The 20,892-nt window shown below is 63.6% G+C and carries 19 protein-coding genes; 7 read left to right on the top strand and 12 right to left on the bottom strand.

What is annotated here, in order from left to right; genetic code table 11:
* Nucleotides 1-52 precede the first annotated feature (52 nt).
* Nucleotides 53-664, top strand: a complete 612-nt coding sequence (locus tag RG2_RS12410) for a hypothetical protein (RefSeq protein WP_033234678.1) — start codon at nucleotides 53-55, stop codon at nucleotides 662-664.
* Here the strand turns inward: RG2_RS12410 and RG2_RS12405 are convergent.
* A complete protein-coding gene (locus RG2_RS12405) occupies nucleotides 658-1,479 on the bottom strand; it encodes an acyl-CoA thioesterase (RefSeq protein ID WP_033234679.1) in 822 nt (273 codons plus the stop codon). The genes RG2_RS12410 and RG2_RS12405 overlap by 7 nt on opposite strands.
* A gap of 175 nt (nucleotides 1,480-1,654) precedes the next feature.
* Here RG2_RS12405 and RG2_RS12400 point away from each other — a divergent pair, with 175 nt between their 5' ends.
* Both RG2_RS12400 and RG2_RS12395 read left to right on the top strand, forming a co-directional pair.
* Nucleotides 1,655-2,953, top strand: a complete 1,299-nt coding sequence (locus tag RG2_RS12400) for a serine hydrolase domain-containing protein (RefSeq protein ID WP_080711746.1) — start codon at nucleotides 1,655-1,657, stop codon at nucleotides 2,951-2,953.
* A 57-nt stretch (nucleotides 2,954-3,010) separates the two neighbouring features.
* A complete protein-coding gene (locus RG2_RS12395; RefSeq protein ID WP_033234680.1) occupies nucleotides 3,011-3,439 on the top strand; it encodes a pyridoxamine 5'-phosphate oxidase family protein in 429 nt (142 codons plus the stop codon).
* Between the two features lie 28 nt (nucleotides 3,440-3,467).
* Here the strand turns inward: RG2_RS12395 and atzF are convergent, their stop codons facing one another.
* Genes atzF through RG2_RS12370 form a run of 5 tightly spaced genes read right to left on the bottom strand, consistent with a single transcriptional unit; the run spans nucleotide 3,468 to nucleotide 10,207 of the window.
* Complete coding sequence (atzF, locus tag RG2_RS12390; protein ID WP_072782504.1) at nucleotides 3,468-5,144, bottom strand: allophanate hydrolase; 1,677 nt, start codon at nucleotides 5,142-5,144, stop codon at nucleotides 3,468-3,470.
* Nucleotides 5,141-7,153 carry a 5-oxoprolinase/urea amidolyase family protein gene (locus tag RG2_RS12385; protein WP_033234681.1) on the bottom strand — a complete coding sequence of 671 codons (2,013 nt, stop codon included), beginning with the start codon at nucleotides 7,151-7,153 and terminating at the stop codon, nucleotides 5,141-5,143. Before RG2_RS12385 ends, atzF begins: the two co-directional genes overlap by 4 nt.
* Nucleotides 7,150-7,803, bottom strand: coding sequence for an urea amidolyase associated protein UAAP2 (locus RG2_RS12380; RefSeq protein ID WP_033234682.1), 654 nt, complete (start codon nucleotides 7,801-7,803; stop codon nucleotides 7,150-7,152). The genes RG2_RS12385 and RG2_RS12380 overlap by 4 nt, the downstream gene beginning before the upstream one ends.
* Nucleotides 7,800-8,687 (bottom strand): urea amidolyase associated protein UAAP1, encoded by an 888-nt coding sequence (locus RG2_RS12375; protein WP_033234683.1) that lies wholly within the window; start codon nucleotides 8,685-8,687, stop codon nucleotides 7,800-7,802. The genes RG2_RS12380 and RG2_RS12375 overlap by 4 nt, the downstream gene beginning before the upstream one ends.
* Nucleotides 8,684-10,207, bottom strand: a complete 1,524-nt coding sequence (locus RG2_RS12370; protein WP_033234684.1) for an amino acid permease — start codon at nucleotides 10,205-10,207, stop codon at nucleotides 8,684-8,686. The genes RG2_RS12375 and RG2_RS12370 overlap by 4 nt, the downstream gene beginning before the upstream one ends.
* A 198-nt stretch (nucleotides 10,208-10,405) precedes the next feature.
* Here RG2_RS12370 and RG2_RS12365 point away from each other — a divergent pair, with 198 nt between their 5' ends.
* Genes RG2_RS12365 through RG2_RS12355 form a run of 3 tightly spaced genes read left to right on the top strand, consistent with a single transcriptional unit; the run spans nucleotide 10,406 to nucleotide 13,304 of the window.
* Nucleotides 10,406-11,800, top strand: coding sequence for a putative nucleotidyltransferase substrate binding domain-containing protein (locus RG2_RS12365; protein WP_051730531.1), 1,395 nt, complete (start codon nucleotides 10,406-10,408; stop codon nucleotides 11,798-11,800).
* Nucleotides 11,797-12,615 (top strand): Fic family protein, encoded by an 819-nt coding sequence (locus tag RG2_RS12360; RefSeq protein ID WP_033234685.1) that lies wholly within the window; start codon nucleotides 11,797-11,799, stop codon nucleotides 12,613-12,615. The genes RG2_RS12365 and RG2_RS12360 overlap by 4 nt, the downstream gene beginning before the upstream one ends.
* Entirely contained in the window at nucleotides 12,615-13,304 is a 690-nt protein-coding gene (locus RG2_RS12355; RefSeq protein WP_033234686.1) for a TetR/AcrR family transcriptional regulator, read from the top strand. Before RG2_RS12360 ends, RG2_RS12355 begins: the two co-directional genes overlap by 1 nt.
* A 93-nt stretch (nucleotides 13,305-13,397) precedes the next feature.
* On the opposite strand, the gene RG2_RS12350 is transcribed toward RG2_RS12355, so the two are convergent.
* A complete protein-coding gene (locus RG2_RS12350) occupies nucleotides 13,398-13,769 on the bottom strand; it encodes a hypothetical protein (protein WP_230590160.1) in 372 nt (123 codons plus the stop codon).
* Between the two features lie 82 nt (nucleotides 13,770-13,851).
* Between RG2_RS12350 and murJ the strand changes: the two genes are divergently transcribed.
* Complete coding sequence (gene murJ / locus RG2_RS12345; protein WP_033234687.1) at nucleotides 13,852-15,438, top strand: murein biosynthesis integral membrane protein MurJ; 1,587 nt, start codon at nucleotides 13,852-13,854, stop codon at nucleotides 15,436-15,438.
* Nucleotides 15,439-15,559: 121 nt separating this feature from the next.
* Here murJ and RG2_RS12340 read toward each other — a convergent pair whose 3' ends face one another.
* The 5 genes from RG2_RS12340 to RG2_RS12320 all read right to left on the bottom strand — a co-directional run bounded on the left by RG2_RS12340 (nucleotide 15,560) and on the right by RG2_RS12320 (nucleotide 20,823).
* Nucleotides 15,560-16,381, bottom strand: a complete 822-nt coding sequence (locus tag RG2_RS12340; protein ID WP_033234688.1) for an alpha/beta fold hydrolase — start codon at nucleotides 16,379-16,381, stop codon at nucleotides 15,560-15,562.
* Between the two features lie 237 nt (nucleotides 16,382-16,618).
* Entirely contained in the window at nucleotides 16,619-18,001 is a 1,383-nt protein-coding gene (locus RG2_RS12335; protein WP_033234689.1) for an AMP-binding protein, read from the bottom strand.
* A gap of 10 nt (nucleotides 18,002-18,011) precedes the next feature.
* Nucleotides 18,012-19,139 carry a thiolase family protein gene (locus RG2_RS12330; protein WP_033234690.1) on the bottom strand — a complete coding sequence of 376 codons (1,128 nt, stop codon included), beginning with the start codon at nucleotides 19,137-19,139 and terminating at the stop codon, nucleotides 18,012-18,014.
* A complete protein-coding gene (locus tag RG2_RS12325) occupies nucleotides 19,136-20,242 on the bottom strand; it encodes an AMP-binding enzyme (protein ID WP_051730532.1) in 1,107 nt (368 codons plus the stop codon). The genes RG2_RS12330 and RG2_RS12325 overlap by 4 nt, the downstream gene beginning before the upstream one ends.
* A complete protein-coding gene (locus RG2_RS12320) occupies nucleotides 20,239-20,823 on the bottom strand; it encodes a biotin transporter BioY (protein WP_172935402.1) in 585 nt (194 codons plus the stop codon). The genes RG2_RS12325 and RG2_RS12320 overlap by 4 nt, the downstream gene beginning before the upstream one ends.
* Nucleotides 20,824-20,892: the final 69 nt, after the last annotated feature.

The following is a 20,892-nucleotide window of genomic DNA, read 5'->3' as shown; positions in this document are numbered from 1 at the left end:
GGCAACGGGTTCACATTATCGGTTCGCCGCCCGCACACGGCACCATGGTGGTGTGAACGCCTTCATCCCCTCGACCCCGCAGGCACTGGCCGAACAGGTTGTATCGCTGTGTGAATCACACCCGACAGTTGCGGTGGTGGCGCTGGACGGTGCTGATTGCGCTCGGCCGGTCGAACTAGCCGAGTTGATCGGTGTTGCCGCGCAGGCGCGGCAACGTCCGAGTGCTGTTGTCTCTCTTCACGACTACGTGCGGCCGGCGTCGTTGCGGCTCGAGTTCGGGCACGAAGATCCGCTGAGCTATCGAACGATGTGGTTCGACTACGACGCTCTGGACCGTGAAGTCGTGACGGCGGCGCGGGCGCGTCGTACGTGGCTTCCCCAACTGTGGGACGAGACAGCAGACCGGTCGGCACGCTCATCCCGCCGAACCGTTCACGAGCGAACGGTGATCATTGTCGCCGGACCGATGCTGCTTGGCCGCGGTCTCGACTTCGACGTCACCGTCCGATTGAACATGTCCGAGGCGGCGATCCGGCGGCACACACCGCCTGCACAGCTGTGGACCGTCGACCCGCTACTCGAGCATCAGGATGGTGTGACCGACCGGATCGATCTGGACGTGCGTTACGACCACCCCGCTCGACCTGCCGTTCGCGTCTACTGAGTACGAAGGTGACGCGTCAAACCTTCCTGAACCACCGCGGCGACCATGTTTCCGCGTCGGTCGAAAATCCGTCCCTGAGTCAGCGCGCGACCGAACCCGGCCGACGGCGAGGTCTGGTCGTACAACAACCACTCGTCCGCCCGAAACGGGCGCAGGAACCACATTGCGTGATCGAGCGATGCGGCCTGCATTGGTGTGTCCTTGTGCGGGATACGAGAGGATCCCAGCAAGGTCATGTCGCTCATGTACGCGAGGGCACACACGTGGAAGACCGGGTCATCCGGTAGTGCCTCCCGCGAGCGGAACCACACTTGCTGCTGAGCCGCGGCGCCTGGACGCTTGCTGATATCAGCTTGTGGGACGAGCCGTAGGTCCCAGTCTGCCCATTCGCGAGCCAGCCACGCGGTCTCGCCGTCGTCGGAGTCGGTGGCCAGGCCCAGCGTCTCAGGGTCGGGCACAGGCGGCATCTCGTCCTGGTGCTCGATGCCCTCGTCTTGAACGTGGAACGACGCCGACATCGTGAAGATCGCCTGCCCGTCTTGGATTCCTGTCACCCGTCGTGTGGCAAAAGATCGGCCATCGCGCACGCGGTCGACCAGAAAGACAGTGGGCTCCTTCGGGTTTCCGGGTCGGAGAAAATATCCGTGCAGGGAATGAACCAAGAATTCCGGATCAACGGTGCGCACGGCCGAGACAAGTGCCTGACCTGCCACTTGCCCACCGAATGTTCGGGGCAGCGTGGTCTCCGCAATTATCCCTCGGAAAATGTCGCGTTCGAGGCGTTCCAGTTCCAGAATTTCTTCGATCGTCGCCATCGCTACTCCCGTTCTCCGCATCCGCCGAATTCTCACCGACAGTCACACAATGCCTGATGGTGGACAAATTCAGCGAATTCAACCAGCGCAGACACGCGAAACACCTAAAACGGACACGGTCGTTCTTTACGATTCAAGTTACAGCTGAATTCGCGATCGCAGACCGGGAGAACCCATGCGCCGTCACAGCACAACAGCAGCCGTCGCTTTGACGATGAGTCTCGTCGCCCTGACCGGGTGCGGCACCTCGTCGGAGGAGAGCGATTCCACTGACGTGTCGCAGACTCAGGTCACGTCGTCAAACAATGCCCCGGCACCGGCGTACGCGGCAACCTTGCAGCCGACCATCGAGAAACTGATGAAAGACAACGTCATTCCCGGCGCAGTGGTGCTGATCTCGTCGCCGACGCAAGGCGACTGGACCGCGACATTCGGCACACAGGTCATCGGCGAGGACAAACCCATGTCACTGGACGACTATTTCCGCGTCGGAAGCAATACCAAGACCATGACGTCGACGGTCATTCTCCAGTTGGTGCAGGAAGGAAAGCTCAGCCTGGACGATCCCATCGGTAAATACATCGACGGGGTGCCCAACGGCGATACGATCACCATTGCGCAGCTATCCGACATGCACAGCGGGCTGTACAGCTATTCCTTCGACCCACAATTCAACGCGACGCTCGACAACGACCCGCAGAAGGCGTGGACACCGGAGGAATTGCTGGCCATCGCGTTCTCCCACCCCGTCGATTTTGCTCCGGGCGAGAAGTTCGAGTACAGCAATACCAACATCGTGCTACTCGGCCTGGTCATCGAAGAACTCACCGATATGACTGCGGCACAGGCATTCCAGGAGCGCATCTACGAACCCCTCGGGCTGACACACACGTCGTTACCGGCCGCAACCGATTCCTCGATCCCCGACCCCCATCCGCAGGGCTATTCCTTCGGTACCAATGTCTCCACGATCGACACCTTCGCACTACCCGAACCAGAACTGAGCGCAGCGCTGGCCGGCACCTTGAAGCCGAACAACGAGACCGATGCCAACCCGTCCTGGACGTGGACGGCGGGCGGCGCAATTTCGACGGTCGGAGATCTGGCTACCTACGTCAAAGCCCTTGTCGGCGGCGGGTTGCTGAATGACGACATGCAGAAGATTCGCCTCGACAGCATTCAACCCACTGATCCGAGCAATCCCTCGGCCGCCGGCTACGGTTTGGGCATCGCACGCTTCGGACCTGCCCTGATCGGCCACGACGGCCAGATTCCCGGATTCATGTCGTTCATGGCCCACGACCCGAACACCGACCTCACCATTGTGATCGCCACCAACCTGGCGACGGTACCGAGCGGTGAGGGATCGGCGCTGGTTCTGGCCAAGGGCATCATTCCCACCTTCTACGGCGGGGGCGGCGTACCCGGCGGTGACCCCGCGGCGGTACCCGCGGCGCCAACACCGACCCGCTGACTAGTGATCTTCGTCCAACTCGCCCGATTAGTCCCCTCTCGCGTGAGAAAATAAGACATGACCGCCAACGATCTCTCCTCGAACTCACCAGTCGCCGTACTCGCAGCCGAAGAAAGCTGGAAGCTGCTGAGCCAAGCCACATTGGGCCGGATTGTGGTCGGAGCTTCCGGACACGTGGACATTTTCCCGGTCAATTACGTGGTCGATGACAACCACATCTACTTCCGCACCGCGGAGGGAGCCAAACTCGTCGAACTGACCATCAACGATCGCGTTCTGTTCGAAGCCGATCACGTTGGCCCAGAACAGGGATGGAGCGTCGTAATACGTGGAACCGCTCGCGTGATCACGTCATTCACCGAAACCGCCAGGATCGACGAATTGGGGTTGCGGTCCTGGATTCCGACGCCCAAGTACAACGTTGTCGAGATCACCGCATCCGAAATCACCGGCCGCGCCGTGAAATTGGATCACACCCAGAGCTGAGCGAAAACGCGGACATAGCACTGCCAGGTCAACCCACCGCCCCGGCCGCCAGTGCAGCTTGCCAACCTCCGTACTCGCTGATGTCTTTGCCCGTGGACGCTACTTCCTGGTCACAGCCGAACCCGGTTCCCCAACTGCCGTCGTCGAATTCGACCGATCCGAGCATCATCGGCGTCGGCAGTGCCGCGAGAAATGTGCCGAGTGCGGCGGGAGTGAGTTGCCAGCGCTCCCCCACAATCGACACGCCGCCCTCGCTCACCCGGATCAATCCTGGTTTAGGTGGCGTGGTGTCCAGCGCGCTGAGTCGGTAGCGCGGAGCGGTGGCTACCGGCCCACACCAGCGGGCACCGAGCCCGGTCAGCTGATGCTCGAGCGGCTGACCGCGCAGGTGAGCGCCGAATACTGCCAACTCGACCGTGTCCGCGGGCGCTGAAGTCCATCCGGTTGCCTGGTCGCCATTCACCATCGCCGCGATGTCAGCAGCGACGCCGTCCTCGAACGCACGCGCCAGCACCGTCACCCCGAACTGCGCATCGCCTGCCCTACCAGCTGGAACCGCGACAGCTGACAGGTCGAAGAGATTGCAGAAGTTGGTGTACGTGCCCATACGGGAGTTCACGCCGATCGGATCGCCCGCAACGTCGGCGATCGTCGGATGTTCCGGGGCCGTCGGCACCATGAGGGCATCGAGTCCGTCGAGCTCCTTCATCGCCCGGTTCCGCAACTGCGCCAACAATTCCCGGTCCGCGAGTAGTCGATGTGCCGGTATGACTCCGGCCGGCGCAATGATCGAACGTACCGTCGGGTCCACCGCATCGGCGTGCGCGTCGACGAATTCGCCTACCGCCGCATATCTTTCAGCGACAAGCGCACCGTCGTACAGCAGCTTCGCGGCGTCGAGGAAAAGCGTCAGGTCAATCTCGACTACCTCGGCACCCGCAGCCCGCAGCCGTCCGACAGCTGCTCCGAACGCTGCCGCCCACTGCTCGTCGAGTCCGGGCAACACAGCTGGAACTGCGACGCGTGGCCGCGGCGGCGCGGCCAACCGGACGTCGCTCGGCCACTGGCCGCCCCGTGCGCCTGATGCCATCACGGCCATCGCAGACTCGGCGCCGGCCAGATCCGCGGCGAAAATGGTCACGCAATCGTAGGAACTGCACGCCGGGACCACTCCCTCGGTCGAGACGACCCCGACGGTCGGCTTGATGCCGACAATGCCCTGCAGACCTGCTGGAACACGGCCGGACCCTGCGGTGTCGGTACCGATCGCGATGTCGACCAGCCCGAGCGCAACAGCTACCGCGGATCCAGAACTCGAGCCACCCGAGATGTACTCCGGCCGACGCGAGTCGCGTACCGCGCCGTGGGGGCTGCGTGTGCCGACCAGTCCGGTGGCGAACTGGTCGAGATTCGTCTTACCCAGCACTACTGCGCCCGCCGCCCGCAGAGCCGAAACGGCGGCCGCGTCGACCGCAGGTGTGTAGGCGAACTCGGGACATCCGGCGGTGGTGGGTAAGCCTGCCACGTCGACGTTGTCCTTGACTGCGAGCACCAGACCTCGTAGCGGCAGGTCAGCGGTGGAGGCATCGACGCGCGCGGCCTCGGCCATCGCGTCGACCTCGGGGCGCAGGTGTATCCAGATCTCCGGCCGGTCGACGCGCTCGATCGACCGATATGCCGCCGATACCCGCTCGGTCGCGCTCACGCGGCTACCTCCTTGACTGTTGTTGTCGTGCGGGCAAACTCACCCGCAGCTGACCAGGCGTCCCGCTCGGCGCCGAACGCGACTGCCTGGGTTGCACGGAATGCCGAAATGGCGTCCGCATTGTCGGTCAGGAACTGCTCGTGTTCGGCGAGGGAGAAACTGCCGTCGGTGATCTGCACGCCGCCGGGCCCACCTGCCGCCGTCTCGGCGCGCAGTTCGAGCAACTCGTCCGGCTCGACGGGATACCAGGAGATCCGGTCGAAGAACCGTAGCAACCAGGGCGTACCGTCCTCGAACGGTCCGGACTTCTCGGGATAACGGTGATTCCACACCTGGGTGGTGCGTCCCACGAACTGGTAGCCGCCCGGCCCCTCCATGCCGTAAATGCACAGGTACGCTCCGCCGATACCGACCGCGTTCTCCGGCGTCCAGGTACGTGCCGGGTTGTACTTGGTGGTGACCAACCTGTGACGCGGGTCGAGCGGAGTGGCAACCGGCGCACCGAGATAGACGTCGCCGAGTCCGAGGACGAGGTACTCGGCGTCGAAGACCGTGTCGAAGACGTCAGCGACCGAGTCCAGCCCGTTCATCCGCCGAATGAACTCGATGTTCCACGGGCACCACGGCGCATCGGCACGAACACCGTGCATATACCGCTTGATCGCCTCGCGGGTGGACGGGTCGTCCCAGGACAAGGGCATCCGCACCGATCGGCTGGGGACCACGAGTTCGGACGAATCCGGGATCTGTTCCTCAGCGTCGGCGAGCAAACCCATCAGCTTCGACACCGGAAGCACATCAGGGTCGACGCGCACCTGCAGCGACCGGATGCCGGGGGTGAGATCGAGTAGCCCAGCGGGCTTCTCTGCCTCGAGTCGCTGATGCAGCGCGTGCGCCCGCGCCCGGAGCGCGAGGTCGAGCGTCATGTCCCCGTATTCGACAAGAACGTTGTCGTCGCCCGAGCGGCGATACGTCACCGCAGTCTTGCCGTCGCGGCGGGCGATCACTCCGTCGTCCCCGTCGCCGCCGTCGCTGAACACTGCCGGCAGGCTCGCGCGCCGACTCAGGCCCAGTTGACCTTTCGACGCGGCACGATCGGCGCGGATCGGCACAAATCGAACCGTATCGCCGGGGCTCAGTTGGCCGAGCTTCCACCGTTCCGCGGATACGACGGTAACCGGGCAGACAAATCCACCGAGACTCGGACCGTCCGGCCCGAGCAGGATGGGGGTGTCACCGGTGAAGTCCAGTGCGCCAACCGAATAGGCGTTGTCGTGAATGTTGGAGGGGTGCAGTCCGGCCTCGCCGCCGTCGTTGCGCGCCCAGTCAGGCTGCGGACCGATCAACCGGACGCCCGTGCGATCGGAGTTGAAGTGCACCTCGTAGTCGGTGGCGTACAGCGTGTCGATATCGTTGCGGGTGAAGAACTCCGGTGCGCCGTGTGGACCCTCGGTAACGGCGATCTCCCAGCGGCCACCGATCACCGGTACGTGTTCCATCGGAACTGGTTGGGCGGCATCGGGGTTGCATGGCCCCGCTCCGCAGCTCAACACGTCACCCTCGCGTAGCGTCCGCCCCTCGTGACCGCCGAACTTGCCGAGAGTGAACGTCGCTCCACTGCCCAGGTAGTCGGGCACGTCGATCCCGCCGCGGACCAGCACGTAGATCCGTAGTCCCGGACCTGTTGTCGCCCCGACGTCGAGGACACCGCCGGCGGGAACCTGCACCGGCGCCCAGGCTCGGACCTGCAGTCCGTTCACTCGGACAATGGCAGGTGCGCCCGTGACACACACGACGGTGGCCTCGGCGAATCGCAGTGCTGGTCCGGCCATCGTGCATTCGAGCCCGGCGGCTCCCGGTTCGTTCCCGAGTGCTTCGTTGCCGAGCCTGAAGGACAGGTCGTCCATCGGGCCTGACGGGGGAACACCGATCTGCCAGTAGCCGACGCGGCCTGGCCAGTCCTGGACGGTGCTCAACATACCGGGGCGCTGAACGGTGATCTCGGTCATCGCTCTTCCTCCGGACGGGTCACGATCATCCGTACCTCTGTGGGGTCGAAACCGTTGCAGGGGTTGTTGATCTGCGGGCAGTTCGATACGAGTACAAGCGTGTCGATCTCAGCGCGCAGGGCGAGGCGCTTACCCGGCGCGGAGAGCCCGTCGACAATGCCGAGTGTGCCGTCCGCGTCGACCGGTACGTTCATGAAGAAATTGATGTTGGAGACCAAGTCTCGTTTACCAAGGCCCCACTTGGCTCCCTCGATCAGGAAGTTCTCGACACACGCGTGCTGATGCTTGGTGTGGTGGCCGTAGCGCAGGGTGTTCGACTCCTGCGAGCACGCGCCACCGACGGTGTCATGGTTGCCGACCTCGTCACCGACAAGCGTCATCAGAGCTGTTCCGTCGTCGGCGCGAAGCACGGACCCTGTAGTGAGAAACAGATTGCGCTGAGCTGCAACAGTTGCGGCGGCCGAGTACCGAACAGCGTGATCATCGGCAGCATAGAAGAGCGAGTCGACGGCTTGATTGCCGTGCAGGTCGACGATGGTCAGGACGTCACCGGCCCGCACGATCGCGGACCAGGGTCCGCGGGCGCCGACAGTGTCATCGAGGATCACGGCTCCGGGGACAAGTGCGGGAGTGTCTACGGCGGTGGTCATTTGGCGTCCCTTCCGAGCTGTGCTGCATTGACGGGCTGTGCTTCATTGACGGGCTTGGCGGCGTTCCAGGCGTCCTCGGTGTTGAGGACTGCGCGGCGGTACTCGGGATCGTTGTTCGGCAGAGCCTCCAGATCCTCGGGTGCCGTCCATGCCACTACCTCGAGGGATGTGGTGCCGAACGTGGTGGCCGGGTCAAGCGGGTGTGCGGTATTGGCGATCAGCACGATCACCGGGAGATGGATCAGCAACTCCAACTCCGTTCCGGCGCCGGCATTTCCGGTACTGGCGAGTCCGCCGTCGGACTCGACGCGCACTCCGTGGAACAGCGTCAGCACCGGCGGCAGGTCGCGGGCGGTCAGACCGTGCTTGGCCGCAGCCAGTGTCAGCAGTTCCCGGCCGGCGGGCGCTCCCGAATGGACGGATCCCTCGCCGTACTTGGCTGTGTTCGTGGCCAGTGAAGTGGTTCCGCAGAACGCGTCGTGGTGACCGGAGGTATCGGCCACAACGGTGGCCAGCACCCGTCCCTGGTCGGAGAGCAGCGGATGCCCCACCCTCAGGTACGCCTGCCACGGAACCTTGACGGTATCGGCGATGTTGAGCCGCTCGTGCGGAGCGTCGGCCCGGTACAGCAGCAGGTTCGCGCAGGCACTGCCGGCGATGTCGCGCAATCGGAGCCGCGTGCCGCGGGCCAGCACCTTCGAGGTGTAGCGGCCGCCGGGCACAGTCTCCGCCCAGGTGAGCCGGTCAGCGTCGATACCGGCCGGAGGCGTGGGCCAATCGGAGGCGGGAAGGACGGGCATCGAGTCGGTGATCGCACGGGCCTGCGAGCGGGCGTGTTCGCGGGCGGCTGTTGTGGTGTCGGTGGCAGTGTCGGTCGTGGTCACTTCGTAGCTCCAATCGTGACGGGGTTCGGAACGGTTTTGCCGCGCGGGTAGCAGAGAGCGCCCGCCAGGACGACGGCAACGACGGTGATCGGGGCGGCCCATTGCAGGATCGGCATGTCACCGGACGGGTTGAAGATTTCGGCGCGCGGCCAGGACAGGTTGATCACCATTGCGGCTCCGTACAGCACCGCCGCGATGTTGACCGGGACTCCGAAGACTCCCAGTGAGAACAGCTTTCGGCCTTCGGAGTCGTACTGGACATCTCCGTGCGGCCAGCCTTGCAACCGTCGGCGCAGCAGCGGAACGGTGACCATCAGGTAGGCAAGGTAGATCAGCACGATGCACACACTCGACAGTGTCGTGAAGATTGCCGAGTTCCCGACGTTGACCGCGAGGACGAGGATGCAGGCAATACCGATCAAGACAGACGGCGCGATGGGAGTTCCGGTGCGGGCGTTGACCTTCGAGAGGGTCTTCGATGCGGGGAGGCGGCCGTCGCGGGCCATGGAGAACATCAACCGCGACGCGGCGGTCTGAATCGCGAGGGTACAGACGAATACCGCGATAGCGACGTCGATCAGCAGCAGGGTGCCCCACGGGGAGCTCAGGATTGCGCCGAGCACGTACGGCAAGCCTTCGGTGGCGAGCCGACCGTCGGTGAGGCTCGGCGCTGCCATCAGCGCGCCGACGATCATCAGGCCACCACCAAGAGCAGACACCGACAGTGCCAACCGAATGGTGCGCGGTGCGACGCGACGCGGATTGCGGGTCTCCTCGGCGAGTTCGCCTGCCGAGCCGAAGCCGACCATGACGTACGCGGCCATCAATCCCGAGACGATCCAGGCCCAGATGTAGCCGGGCTCGCTGCCTGCGGCGCCGGTGTCGAATACCACCTGCGGGCCACGCTGGGCGTGGGTGAAGAACATGCCGATCACCGCAATGACGCCGATGATCTCGCAGGTCACGCCGATATTGTTGATGCGCGACATCCAGTTCACGCCAACGCAATTGATCGTTGTCGTGAGCACCAACAGCACCGAACCGAGCAGTACCGCGTTGGTCGCGCCACTCGACGATGTCAGCGAGCTGTCCTCGCCGACGATCTGAAATCCGCTCCACACGTTTGGCAACACCACCTGCAGGGCGATCGCCGCCGCAGAGGCGGTAACGATCTGCGCGATGATCATGAACCAACCGGCAAACCACCCGATGATCTCGCCGCCCATCCGCCGGGACCACTGGTAGATGGCGCCTGAGATCGGATACCGCGCAGCAAGTTCGGCAAAGCTCAGCGCCACCATGAACTGGCCCAGGAACACACAGGGCCACGTCCAGAAGAATGCCGGTCCGGCAAAGCTGAAGCCGAGTCCGAACAACTGGAAGATCGTGGTCAGGATGGAGACGAACGAGAAGCCGGCCGCAAACGAGGCGAACTTGCCGAGCGAGCGGTGCAGTTGCTGCTCGTAGCCGAACTCGGCGAGGTCGTTGTCGTCGCTGGGCTTAGGTGCCGCGATCGTCATTGATTCTCCTGGGGCCTGGGGGCTGTATTCCTGTCAGTTGACAGTTTTCTGCGCTCCCGTTCCCTACTGGTGTCTCTCATGTTTCGCTGTGTAGCGATTGCGTTGCGAGTCGATGACATCGGTTACCGAAACGTTTCCGAACCCTCACGCTGGTAGTCGGTGACACCCGACAGAGCGGCACAGCATTAGATAAAGGCCATGAATGTCGTCCGCGATCCATCGATGCTCCCGGTAGGCGAGTTGTTGCGTGGTCCTGCGTTGACCTGCGCGCCTGAGACAAGCGCCGCAGACGCTGCCCGCGCCATGACTGCAGCCGGCCGACGGTACGTACTTATCCCCCTGCGTGAGAATGCGCTGGGCATCTTCACCGACGGAGACCTCCGTCGGAGGATTGTCGCGGCCGGACTGGGCACCACCACCCCCGTTTCCGAGGTGATGACCACTCCCGTACACACGGCCAACGCTGACCGGCTCGGCGCGGACGTGCTGCTCGACATGCTCGAACGCGGCGTGCGGCACCTGCCGGTACTGTCCGCTCGCGGCGACATTCTTGGTGTGGTCGAGGACGCGGATCTGTTCGCCACCGCAACTCGGAGCGGATTTCTGGTGCGCGGCAAAATTTCTCAGGCCGCCGACGCCGACGAGCTCGTGGCTGCGACAGCACGGATACCGGAGCTTGCAGTGGGACTCTGGCGAGCGCGTGTGGCGGCGCTCGACGTCAGCGCCATCGCGTCGGTACTCATGGACGCCGCCGTCACCCGAGCCGCGAGCTTGCTCGCCGAAGGCCCTCCCGGTTCGACCTGGCTCTCACTCGGCAGCATCGCCCGCCGCGAGGCCATGCCAAGCTCCGACGTGGACAGTGCCCTGATCTGGGCGAACGACGACAGTCCCGAACAGCAGGTCCGCGAAACCGCGTACGGAAAGCGGGTGCACGGATTACTGGAGCGCTGCGGACTCCCCTCGGACGCCAACGGGGCGGTAGCGTCGAGCCCGCGGTTCGCGCGTTCCGAATCCGACTGGCTGCGGGGACTGGACGGCTGGCTCGCCGATCCTTATGCCGATCAGGGCATCGTCATGGTGTCACTGCTCGCCGACAGTCGCATCGCGATCGGCGACAACCGACTTGCTCTGTCCCCCGTCGTATCCGAGCGACTCGATCCCGACGCGCTTCGACTGCTGCTCAAGGAAGCAGTCGAAGGTAAGGCGCGGATGCATTCACTGCGCGAGCGTCTCACCCGCCGCACCGATTCCGTCGACATCAAGGCACAAGGCGTGATGCCGATCGTGAACATCGCGCGGTGGGCTGGGCTCGCCGCAGGCTGCGCGGACCCGTCAACCATCGTGCGACTGCGAACGGCAGCGAACTCGGGAATTCTGGCCGACGACGACGCGACGATGCTCGCCGAGTCGTTCGACGTGCTGGCTCAGATCCGGCTACGGCATCAGTGCGAGCAGATCGAGCGAGGCGAGACCCCGACCGACGTCCTGGCACTGGACTCGCTGACGCCCCTGTACCGGAGTCTGCTCGCGAGCGCCGTCCGCGAGATCGCAGGGATACAAAGGAAACTCGCATACACGGGGCCGCCGGCATGACGGAATTGACCGCCGCTCAGCGTCACGCGGTCCTTCAGACCGTGGCGGCCGAGCGACTCGAGGGATGGCAGCCCACTGGCGACGACCTCACCGATCTGGACGCGCTGGCCGTCGGCACGTTCACCTACGAGGACTACATCGAACGCCACCGTAGTGCCGCGTCCATGCGCGCGGTCCCGCGTCGGAGGTTACGACTGGCGCTACCTCGTCCGTACCTGGTCACCGGGACTTCTGTGCTGCGCAACAACTTCGGATTCAGAGACCAGACCCAGCTTCGGGACGTCGAGTACGCCGCGACCGCAGCCCGCCTGCTCCAAGCGCATCTGCAACAAGCGCCGACTCCGCGCCAGGTGGACGCCGAGTACATCTTCGGGTTGCACGGGCGTGTGTTCGGTGACGTGTTCGGATGGGCGGGGCAGCAACGCATCGTCGACATCACCAAGAACGGGGACGGTTTCGCGCCGGTCGGGACGATCGGCCGTTATCTGCGTGAAGTCGAGATCGCGATTGCCGCGACGGACTGGCACCGCGCGGACCGCGGACGCCTGGCGTACGCACTGGCCACTGTTTATGTCACCTACAACCACGCGCACCCGTTTCGCGAAGGAAACGGCCGTACCGGCACCCTGCTCCTGCACCAACTCGTAAGCTCGACCGGGTTCCTCCTCGACCTGTCGGGTATCGATGCGGCGGAATGGGTTGCCGCCTCTCGTGATTCGTCTCCCTTTCGCCGCACCGGCGCACCGTCGCCGCGACCCATGATTCCCGTGTTGCGGCGCGCACTCGTAGACCGCAGTGATGGAAGGATGGTGTGATGACCACAACCGGAGCCGGCCGCCCACGGCTGTCGACACGCAAGCGTCCCGGAGCAACGGCACGCGACGAGATTCTCGATGCCGCGGCCGAGTTGTTCACTACCGGAGGCTTCACCAGTACGTCGACCCGAATGATCGCCGATGCGGTGGGCATCCGGCAGGCGTCGCTTTACCACCACTTCGCAAACAAGGACGACCTGCTGACCGCGCTGCTTGTCGGGACAGTCACCTCCCCCTTGGCTTTTGCGGAAGACATGCGCGAGAGCCCGGAATCCGCCGCAGTGCGTATGTACGCCCTGACCTGGTTCGACGCGCAGCAACTCGCAAACTCGCGATGGAACCTTGGTGCCCTCTACCTGCTACCGGAGCTACGGACCGAACGATTCGAACCGTTCCGAGCTCAACGCGGAACACTCATGGATCTGTACACCGCATTCGCCCGTGACGCGCTGGTCCAGATCAATCCTGACCGCGAAGTCGATCTCCAGATCGCGCAACTACCGTTCCGTCTCGTCGAGACCGTGATCAACACAAGGTCGGACGCTGAAGCGGAAGGTTCCAGTGCCTCACCTTCGCCGGAGGTGATCGCTGATGCCTCGATCCGGATCCTGGGGTGGACAGGGTCGACCACCGAACTTGCTTCTCGTACAACGGCACTTCTTGACGAGTACTCAGGCGGACAACGTTAGTGCGCCACTGTGGGAAGTTCGTCGAGCAATCTGTCGAGCAAGTTCAGGTCGTAACGATTCGGGCGCGGTTGTGCCGGCGTGACGATGTCACCCTCAGTGGGGAAACCGTGAATGACCCGGCCAATTTGCGAATCCGAGTCGACGCTGTGCAAACATCTGCCGAACTGCGGCGAACTCGTGCTCGAATCGGGTAATCGGTTCCACCCCCACAGCGGCCAGATACCAGCTGTAGTGCAGTTTCAGCGGATCGCTGTCGCATATCGCGTCACTACTCGCATCCTCGAGCGCTAACGCTTGCATCCAACGGTGTGCATTCACCCGCGCCCAGTATGCCGCCTGTTCCATAGCGTCGGATCCGTCCGGATCCTGACCCGTCGGGCTGTATTCAGCGACGAACCGCCTGCGACTGGCTCGGCACCACGTGGTCTTACCTGCGGCACTAGGCCCTTCGACGGCGATGATCACCGGCACACCCTACCTACGGCTCGTCGACAGTGCCGCGCTTGCACAGCCTCCTCGATGAGCGACGTTAGGGCACGATGGTCGAATGGCGGTTTCTCAAAACGGATTCGCGCGTACAACCGGTGCGGTCGCGGTGGCGACCGCAGCAAGTCGCGCAACCGGCTTTATCCGCACCCTTGCCTTGGCCGCGGTGCTAGGCACTGCTGTGGTCGGTGACGCCTACAACGGCGCGAACAGCATGCCGAACATGGTGTACGAACTGCTCCTCGGCGGCGTGATGAGCAGCGTCCTGATCCCTGTTCTGGCAAGGGCACGACTCCGCGGGAGAACCTATTCGCGGGTTTTCACCCAACGCCTGCTGCTGGCGACGATTCTCGGCGCCGCTGTCATCACCGCCATAGCGGTGGCGTGCGCCCCGTTCCTCGTCGCCGCCTTGGTGTCGGATACGGAACAGACACAGCTGACAACCGCGCTGGCGTACTTGCTGTTGCCCGAGATCTTCTTCTACGCGATCGCAGCGACCGCGACAGCCGTGCTGAATATCCGCGAAAGCTATGCGCCGGCGGCCTGGGCGTCGGTGGTCAACAACGTGATCGTGCTCGCGATGGTCGTGGTGTTCGCTGCGATACCGGGACCTGTGACGTTGCTGCCGTCGACGATGACCACCGCACAGGTTCTCGTCTTAGGCATCGGGACAACGATCGGCATCGTGGGACAGGCTGTGTGGACGGTGACCGCGTTGCGTCGTACCGGATTCCGGTGGAGTTGGCGGGTACGCCCGGTGCCGTACACGTGGCGCCCGGTCCGCGTCGGGGCAAGGCTGCTCGGCTGGGTGCTGCTGTATGTCGCGATCAGTCAGGCAGGCGTCACGTTCGTGCTCAGAGTTGCATTCAGCCATGGCGGAGTCTCGACCTATACGTACGCCGACCTGCTGTTCCAGGTGCCGTACGGCATCCTCGGGGTGTCCCTGCTGACCGTGCTCATGCCGCGCATCTCCCGCGCGGTGGCGCTCGGGGACCGTGACGCTCTGGTCACCGACATGGGCCGCGCTGCCCGGTACTCGGTTGTTGCGCTCGTCCCCGCCGCGGTCGCGATGACCCTTCTCGGGCCGATACTGACCACGGTAATGTTCGTCGGACGCGTCGATATCGATGCCGCTCGCACTATCGGTGTGGCGCTGGCACTGTCGGCATTCGGGCTTCCGCCGTTCGCGTTGGTCATGCTGCAACTGCGGGTCTTCTACGCCGGCAATGACATGCGCACGCCAGCCTTGATCAACGCCGCAATGGTGGTCACAAAGGTCTCCGTCGTTACACTCGCTCTCGCATGTCTACCAAACCAGGTGATCGTGGTGATGCTGCCGGTCGCAAGTTCACTGTCCTACGTCGTCGGTGCCGTCAGCGGGCACTTCGTGTTGCGTCACCGCTACGGCTTGCTCGGCTTCCACACAGTGCTTGCAACATTCTCGAAGGTGCTATGGGCGTCGATAGCCGCCGGCGGGGTCTGCGTCATGACAGTCTGGGCCTCACACCAACTGATCGACAACCCTCGCACGGCCGCAGCAGCATCACTGGTCGCCGTACTCGTCCTCGGAGCACCGACATTCCTCGTCACAGCCACAAAGATCGGCATCCCCGAAGTCCGCACCGCCAAGGCCCTGCTCAATCGTTGAGAAAGCAGGCACCGCACCCACCGAACTGACGTGGTACGGCGCTACCCGCCGGGGACTCGGACGGGCAGCGCAAAGGTGGTCCCGCTCGGGTCTGACTGTGCGGGACCACCAACGCACGACGCTAGCTCTTGATGAACGCGAGAATATCCTGGTCGAGGGCATCCTGATATGCGCCGTAAATGCCGTGCGGGGCTCCCGGGTACACCTTGAGGGTGCCGTTCTTGACGAGCTTGACGGACTTTTCGGCAGCAGCGGCGATGGGAACGATCTGATCGTCGTCGCCGTGCGCGATCAACATCGGTACGTCGATCGCCTGGAGGTCCGCCGTCTGATCCGTCTCCGAGAATGCCTTGACGCAGTCGTATGCTGCCGCAAGGTTCACCAACATTCCCTGTCGCCAGAAGTCGTCCTTCGCGCCCTGCGAGACCTCAGCGCCGTCACGATTTGCGCCGTAGAACGACTCGCTCAGATCCTTGTAGAACTGCGACCGGTCTTTCAGCACACCAGCGCGGATTCCGTCGAACGCCTCGATGGGCGTGCCTTCGGGATTCTCGTCCGATTTGACCATGATCGGCGGGACGGCACCGGCGGTGATCACCTTTGTCACACGGCCTTTTCCGTGCTGCGCCGCGTACCGTACAACTTCACCGCCACCCGTCGAATGACCCACGACTACAAGCTCTTTCAGGTCCAAGGTTTCAACGAGCTCGGCGAGGTCGCGAGCGTACGTGTCCATGTCGTTGCCGGTGTAGGTCTTCGACGAGCGGCCGTGGCCACGACGATCATGCGCAATGACCCGGTACCCGGCGTCCGCGAACAACTTGAGCTCGACTTGCCACGCGTCGGAACTCAGTGGCCACCCGTGGCTCAGCAGTACGGGTTGGCCGGTGCCATGCTCCGTGTAGTAGATCTCGGTTCCGTCAGAGGTGGTGATGTACGGCATCCTTGGCTCTTTTCTCGTGTTATGGAAGGAGATCTGAAAGCGTGCACGTGCCGGCTGTCCGACCTCCCTGACGCTACGGATGCCCACACCGGCGACACTAGAGACAAAGATCGACAACTTTTCCTACAAATGTCGAACGCCACGTGATCTACAAGCGTCCGGTCTTCATGTGCACGACTAAATTGTCTGCCACATCCCAATCCACAGCCACGCGGAACTGCCGAAGCCCGGTGTGATCTACCGTTCTGACTCCGTGAGAGTAATCGCAAGAGCGGAGCGATCGACCTTTCCCCGCGGAGTGCGCGGCAACTGATCGACTCGAAGAATTCGCACCGGCATACTCGGACTGGGAAGAGTTGTTCGCAGATGCCGCCAAATCGTGTCGGTGTGTAAACCTTGATCGCTGACAACAATCGCGACCGCCGGGGCCTCCCCCATGCGTGCGTCAGGAACACCGATGCACGCGGCCTCGGCAATCCCAGGCAGTGAGGTCAATGCCGCTTCGACGGCCGCTGGTTCCACTTTGAGGCCCGCACGGATCAGCATCTCGCTCTCACGACCGAGCAATTGCAGACGCCTGGCCTCCACATGCCCTCTGTCGCCGACAGTCATCCACCCGTCGACCGGCCCGTTTACCACCCCGGTTTCGGTGAGGTAACCGTCGAACAGCATGTCGCTCTTCACATGCACAAGTCCGTCGCGAATCTCGGTGTCGACGCCGTCGAACAGCTCGCCGGCCGAAAACTCGTCGAGGTCACCGAGCCCTCGATCGAAGGACACAAAACTCAATTCCGATGCGCCGTAGAAGTGCACCAACGAAGCATTCGGCAATATCGCCTGCAGCGCATGACGCCCGGCACGCGGCCACCGAGCGGCCGACGAGATCACTTCACGGACACAGTCGACCGGGCCGATGCCTGATCGCACGAGGTCCCAGGCGATCGTGGGAACCGAATACAGATGGGTTGCACCCGTTTTCACCGCTGTTTCCGCGCCACGGAGATCGACAGTGGCACCGCGGGTGAGCGCATGGAGCGCTCCGTACAGAAAGTGGGTGTGATCGAGGACGCCCGGTACGGACACTCGATCTCCGACACCGACGTCGAACACGGCATCCGATCGATCAAGAGTTCGTGCCCAGGACAACTGATTTCGGACGAAGAGCTTCGGCTCGCCGGTAGTGCCCGACGTGACACCGATCAACAGTTCGGACTCGGCCGAAGCCTGATTCGACGCCCCGTCACTTTCGAGATCAACCGCGGTGACAAGTTCACCCGAGAACCCCAGCCTGCGCAACCGCCTGTGCTGCTTCGATTCCGCGACAACGGCTCCGGGAACGGACAGCTCGAGCACCCGCGCCAACTGCGGCCCGAGCAGATGGCGATGAAGCAGGACCACACTGGTACCCGTCCGCATCGCAGCCGCGACAACCACCAACGATTCGACGTCCGAGGTCGGCAGTACCGCAACTCGGTTCATCGACGCCAGTCCCGCGGCGACCCGGCACACCCGCGCCCAGAAATCGGCGTAGCTGATCTCGTCGCGCGACGAGACAACTGCGACCGTCGACGGATTGCTGCGAACTAGTCGAGCAATTCGTTCCGCCAGAAGTTCGCTCATCGTTGCAGCCTCACGAAACACGCTCGACCAGCATTGCAATGCCCTGACCGCCGCCGATTGCGCACGCTGCAAGCCCCAGTTCCGGGCCGCCGTCGGCGAGCATCTGACTTGCCAAGCGCACCAACAGAACAGCTCCCGAAGCGCCCCACGGATGGCCCATCGCAATTGCCCCGCCTTGCGGGCAGATGATGGATTCGTCGAGTCCGAGTTCGTCCGATACTGCCAGGACTACGGAGGCAAACGCCTCGGTGATTTCGACAATACCCAGGTCGGACGCACCGATTCCGGTTTTTGCGAACAGCGAGCGAACGGCGGGAACCGGCCCGAGTCCCGGCAATGCCGGATCGGACCCGGCAACAGTTGTGCCGAGAATTCGGAGCGCCGGCATTCCCTGCGCGAGTGACGCCGTCGTCACAGCGAGCACTGCGCTGCCGTCCGAGATGCCACACGAGTTCCCGGCCGTTGCGGTGCCGTCGACCCCAAAACTTGGACGAAGCCTCGCCAACCGTGCTTCGGTCATGCCGCGACGAATCCGCTGGTCAGCGGCGACGGCGCCGATCGGCACAATTTCGGACGAGAAATCCGACGCTGCCGCGAGCGTGTGCGAACGCGTTGCATACGCATCCTGGCGCTCGCGGCTGATGCCACGCAATCGCGCGAGATCATCTGCCGCACAACCCATATCGGGATCGGCAAAGCCCTGCGGAGCAAACGGCGCCCGGGTGTATCGCGTCAGTTCACCGCCCGAAGTGGGCGGCCAGTATCGCCACGGAGCAGTACTGGCGGATTCGACGCCACCCGCCAGGATCAGCGTGTCGTTTCCACTGCGTACGCGCAGCGCGGCCTGCATGACCGCATCGAGGCCCGAACCGCATTGTCGGTCAACGGTGACGCCCGGGATAGAGAATCCCAGCCCGGCCGCAAGCGCTGCGATACGAGCAGGATTGCCGCCGGGGCCCATGCAGTTTCCGAGAATAACGTCGTCCACGTCGGCCTCGATGCCGGATCGACGCAGCACAGCATCTACTTCGCCGAGTACCGGGGCGGCGAGATCCGTCGCTGTGAGGTCTGCAAATCCATGGCCTGCATTACCGATCGGGCTTCGCCGTGCGGCCACCAGAACAGGAGCGGAATTCATGAGTGCAACTCTTTCACGAACCCTCGAGCGACTTTGCCACTACCGGTACGTGGCAGTTCGTCGACGGTGATCCAGCGACTCGGCATGGCTTCTCGTGCCAACAACGCCCGCGCCTGCGCACGAATTGCCTGGAGAGTGACGGCGTCGTCGCGCTCGATCACAGCTGTGATCGTCTCTCCGAGAACCGAATGCGGCGAACCGATTACGGCGGCGCCTCTGACGCCGTCCATTGACTCCAGGGTTCGCTCGACGTCCTCGGCCATGACCGTGGTTCCGCCGACGTTGATCGCAAACTCCCCGCGGCCGAGAATCGTCAACTCCCCGTTCGAGCCGAGGATCGCTCTGTCCCCCACACCGAACCACTCCGCCGCACCCAGCACACGATACGGCGAACGGACAAACAAGAGTCCGTCGCGAATCTCGGCGTCGACGCTGTCGAGTAAACGCATCGGCTCAGGCACCCGCCGGGCAGCGACAATGGAAAGCTCTGCAGCGCCGTAGTATTCGACTATCTCGATCCCCGACGCTGCGGCCCGGGCACCGTCGTCCAGCACGGTCCCGGCAACAACAGCAGTTCGCAACCGCGGCGCCTCGACCACAACGCGTCGCAACACGGCGGGAACCGCGTGTACAACCGTCGCCTCCGTTGGGTCGTCGGTGACACACGCGCCTCGCCACAATGCGTGAACAGCGCCGAACAGGTGCATCGTTGCGTGGAGCGGCCCGGTGATCAGCACTCGATCGTGTGCCTCGATGCCGGTGATGGTGGTGAACTCGGGGAAGCTGTCGAACCACGACGCCGCTGTCCTGGCCAGCGGACGTGGCCGGCCACTGGAACCCGACGTGGCAACAAGCAGGAACGACGACGGATCGATTTCGCCGCGCTCGGGTCGCGTCGCCGGATCCTCCACGATCACCGCGGTTCCACGCCGCGCGGCAGCAAAGATGCAGATCAGCGCTTCCAGCACCGGCAGCGCCGACGCGTCACACACGGCAGCCTGCGGCGATCGCTCGATGGCGGCGTCCAGTTCTGCATAGGTGAGAACTGTGCCGCCGAGATCGAGCGCCCGCTGGTCGCCGTGTCCCCCGAGTGCTCCGATCACCGACGAATCAGTCCTGGATATGCTCGGTGTACCCCCTTGGCGACAACACTCGCGACAACCACCTTCAACGCATCGCCGGGGATAAATGCCACGTTGGTACTCAGTGCCGCACCGATACCCATGTCGGTCCGCAGGATGAGCCCTGCCGTGCCGAACAGATACACGACAACAATTCCGCCAAACGCGTTGATCAAAATACCCAGCACAAGCGGGTACTTCGGCAAGATCCTGGCAGTGAGCCAGCCGATGCACAGTACCGCGGGAATCCAGCCGATCAGGTAGCCGGCGCTAGGCCCAGCGAGGGCAGTGAGTCCGGTGCGTCCGCCTGACAGCAGTGGCAATCCCATCAGTGTCAGTGCCATGAAGACGGCAACTGCCGCAACACCTTTCCGTGCACCGAGGATCGCACCGGCGAGAATAACTCCGAGCGTCTGCAGCGTGATAGGCACGCCGCTGATACCGATCGAGATAGCGCCGGGAAGACCCAATGCAGCGATCAGCGCCGCGAAGACCGCGATCTGAGCCATTTCCCTTGCTTGAATGCCGACCGGCGACGCCTGGGCGCCCTCGAGACTTGACATGCCCACTCCTTCAGATACTTGAACGACGTTCAAGATAGCAGGTCTGCGACTACACCAGTAGTCCCGGCA

This window comes from Rhodococcus globerulus NBRC 14531, from assembly GCF_001894805.1.
Classification (GTDB): domain Bacteria; phylum Actinomycetota; class Actinomycetes; order Mycobacteriales; family Mycobacteriaceae; genus Rhodococcus_F; species Rhodococcus_F globerula.
The sequence above is the reverse complement of the archived record's forward strand: the minus strand, read 5'-3'. Positions and strand labels throughout refer to the sequence as shown.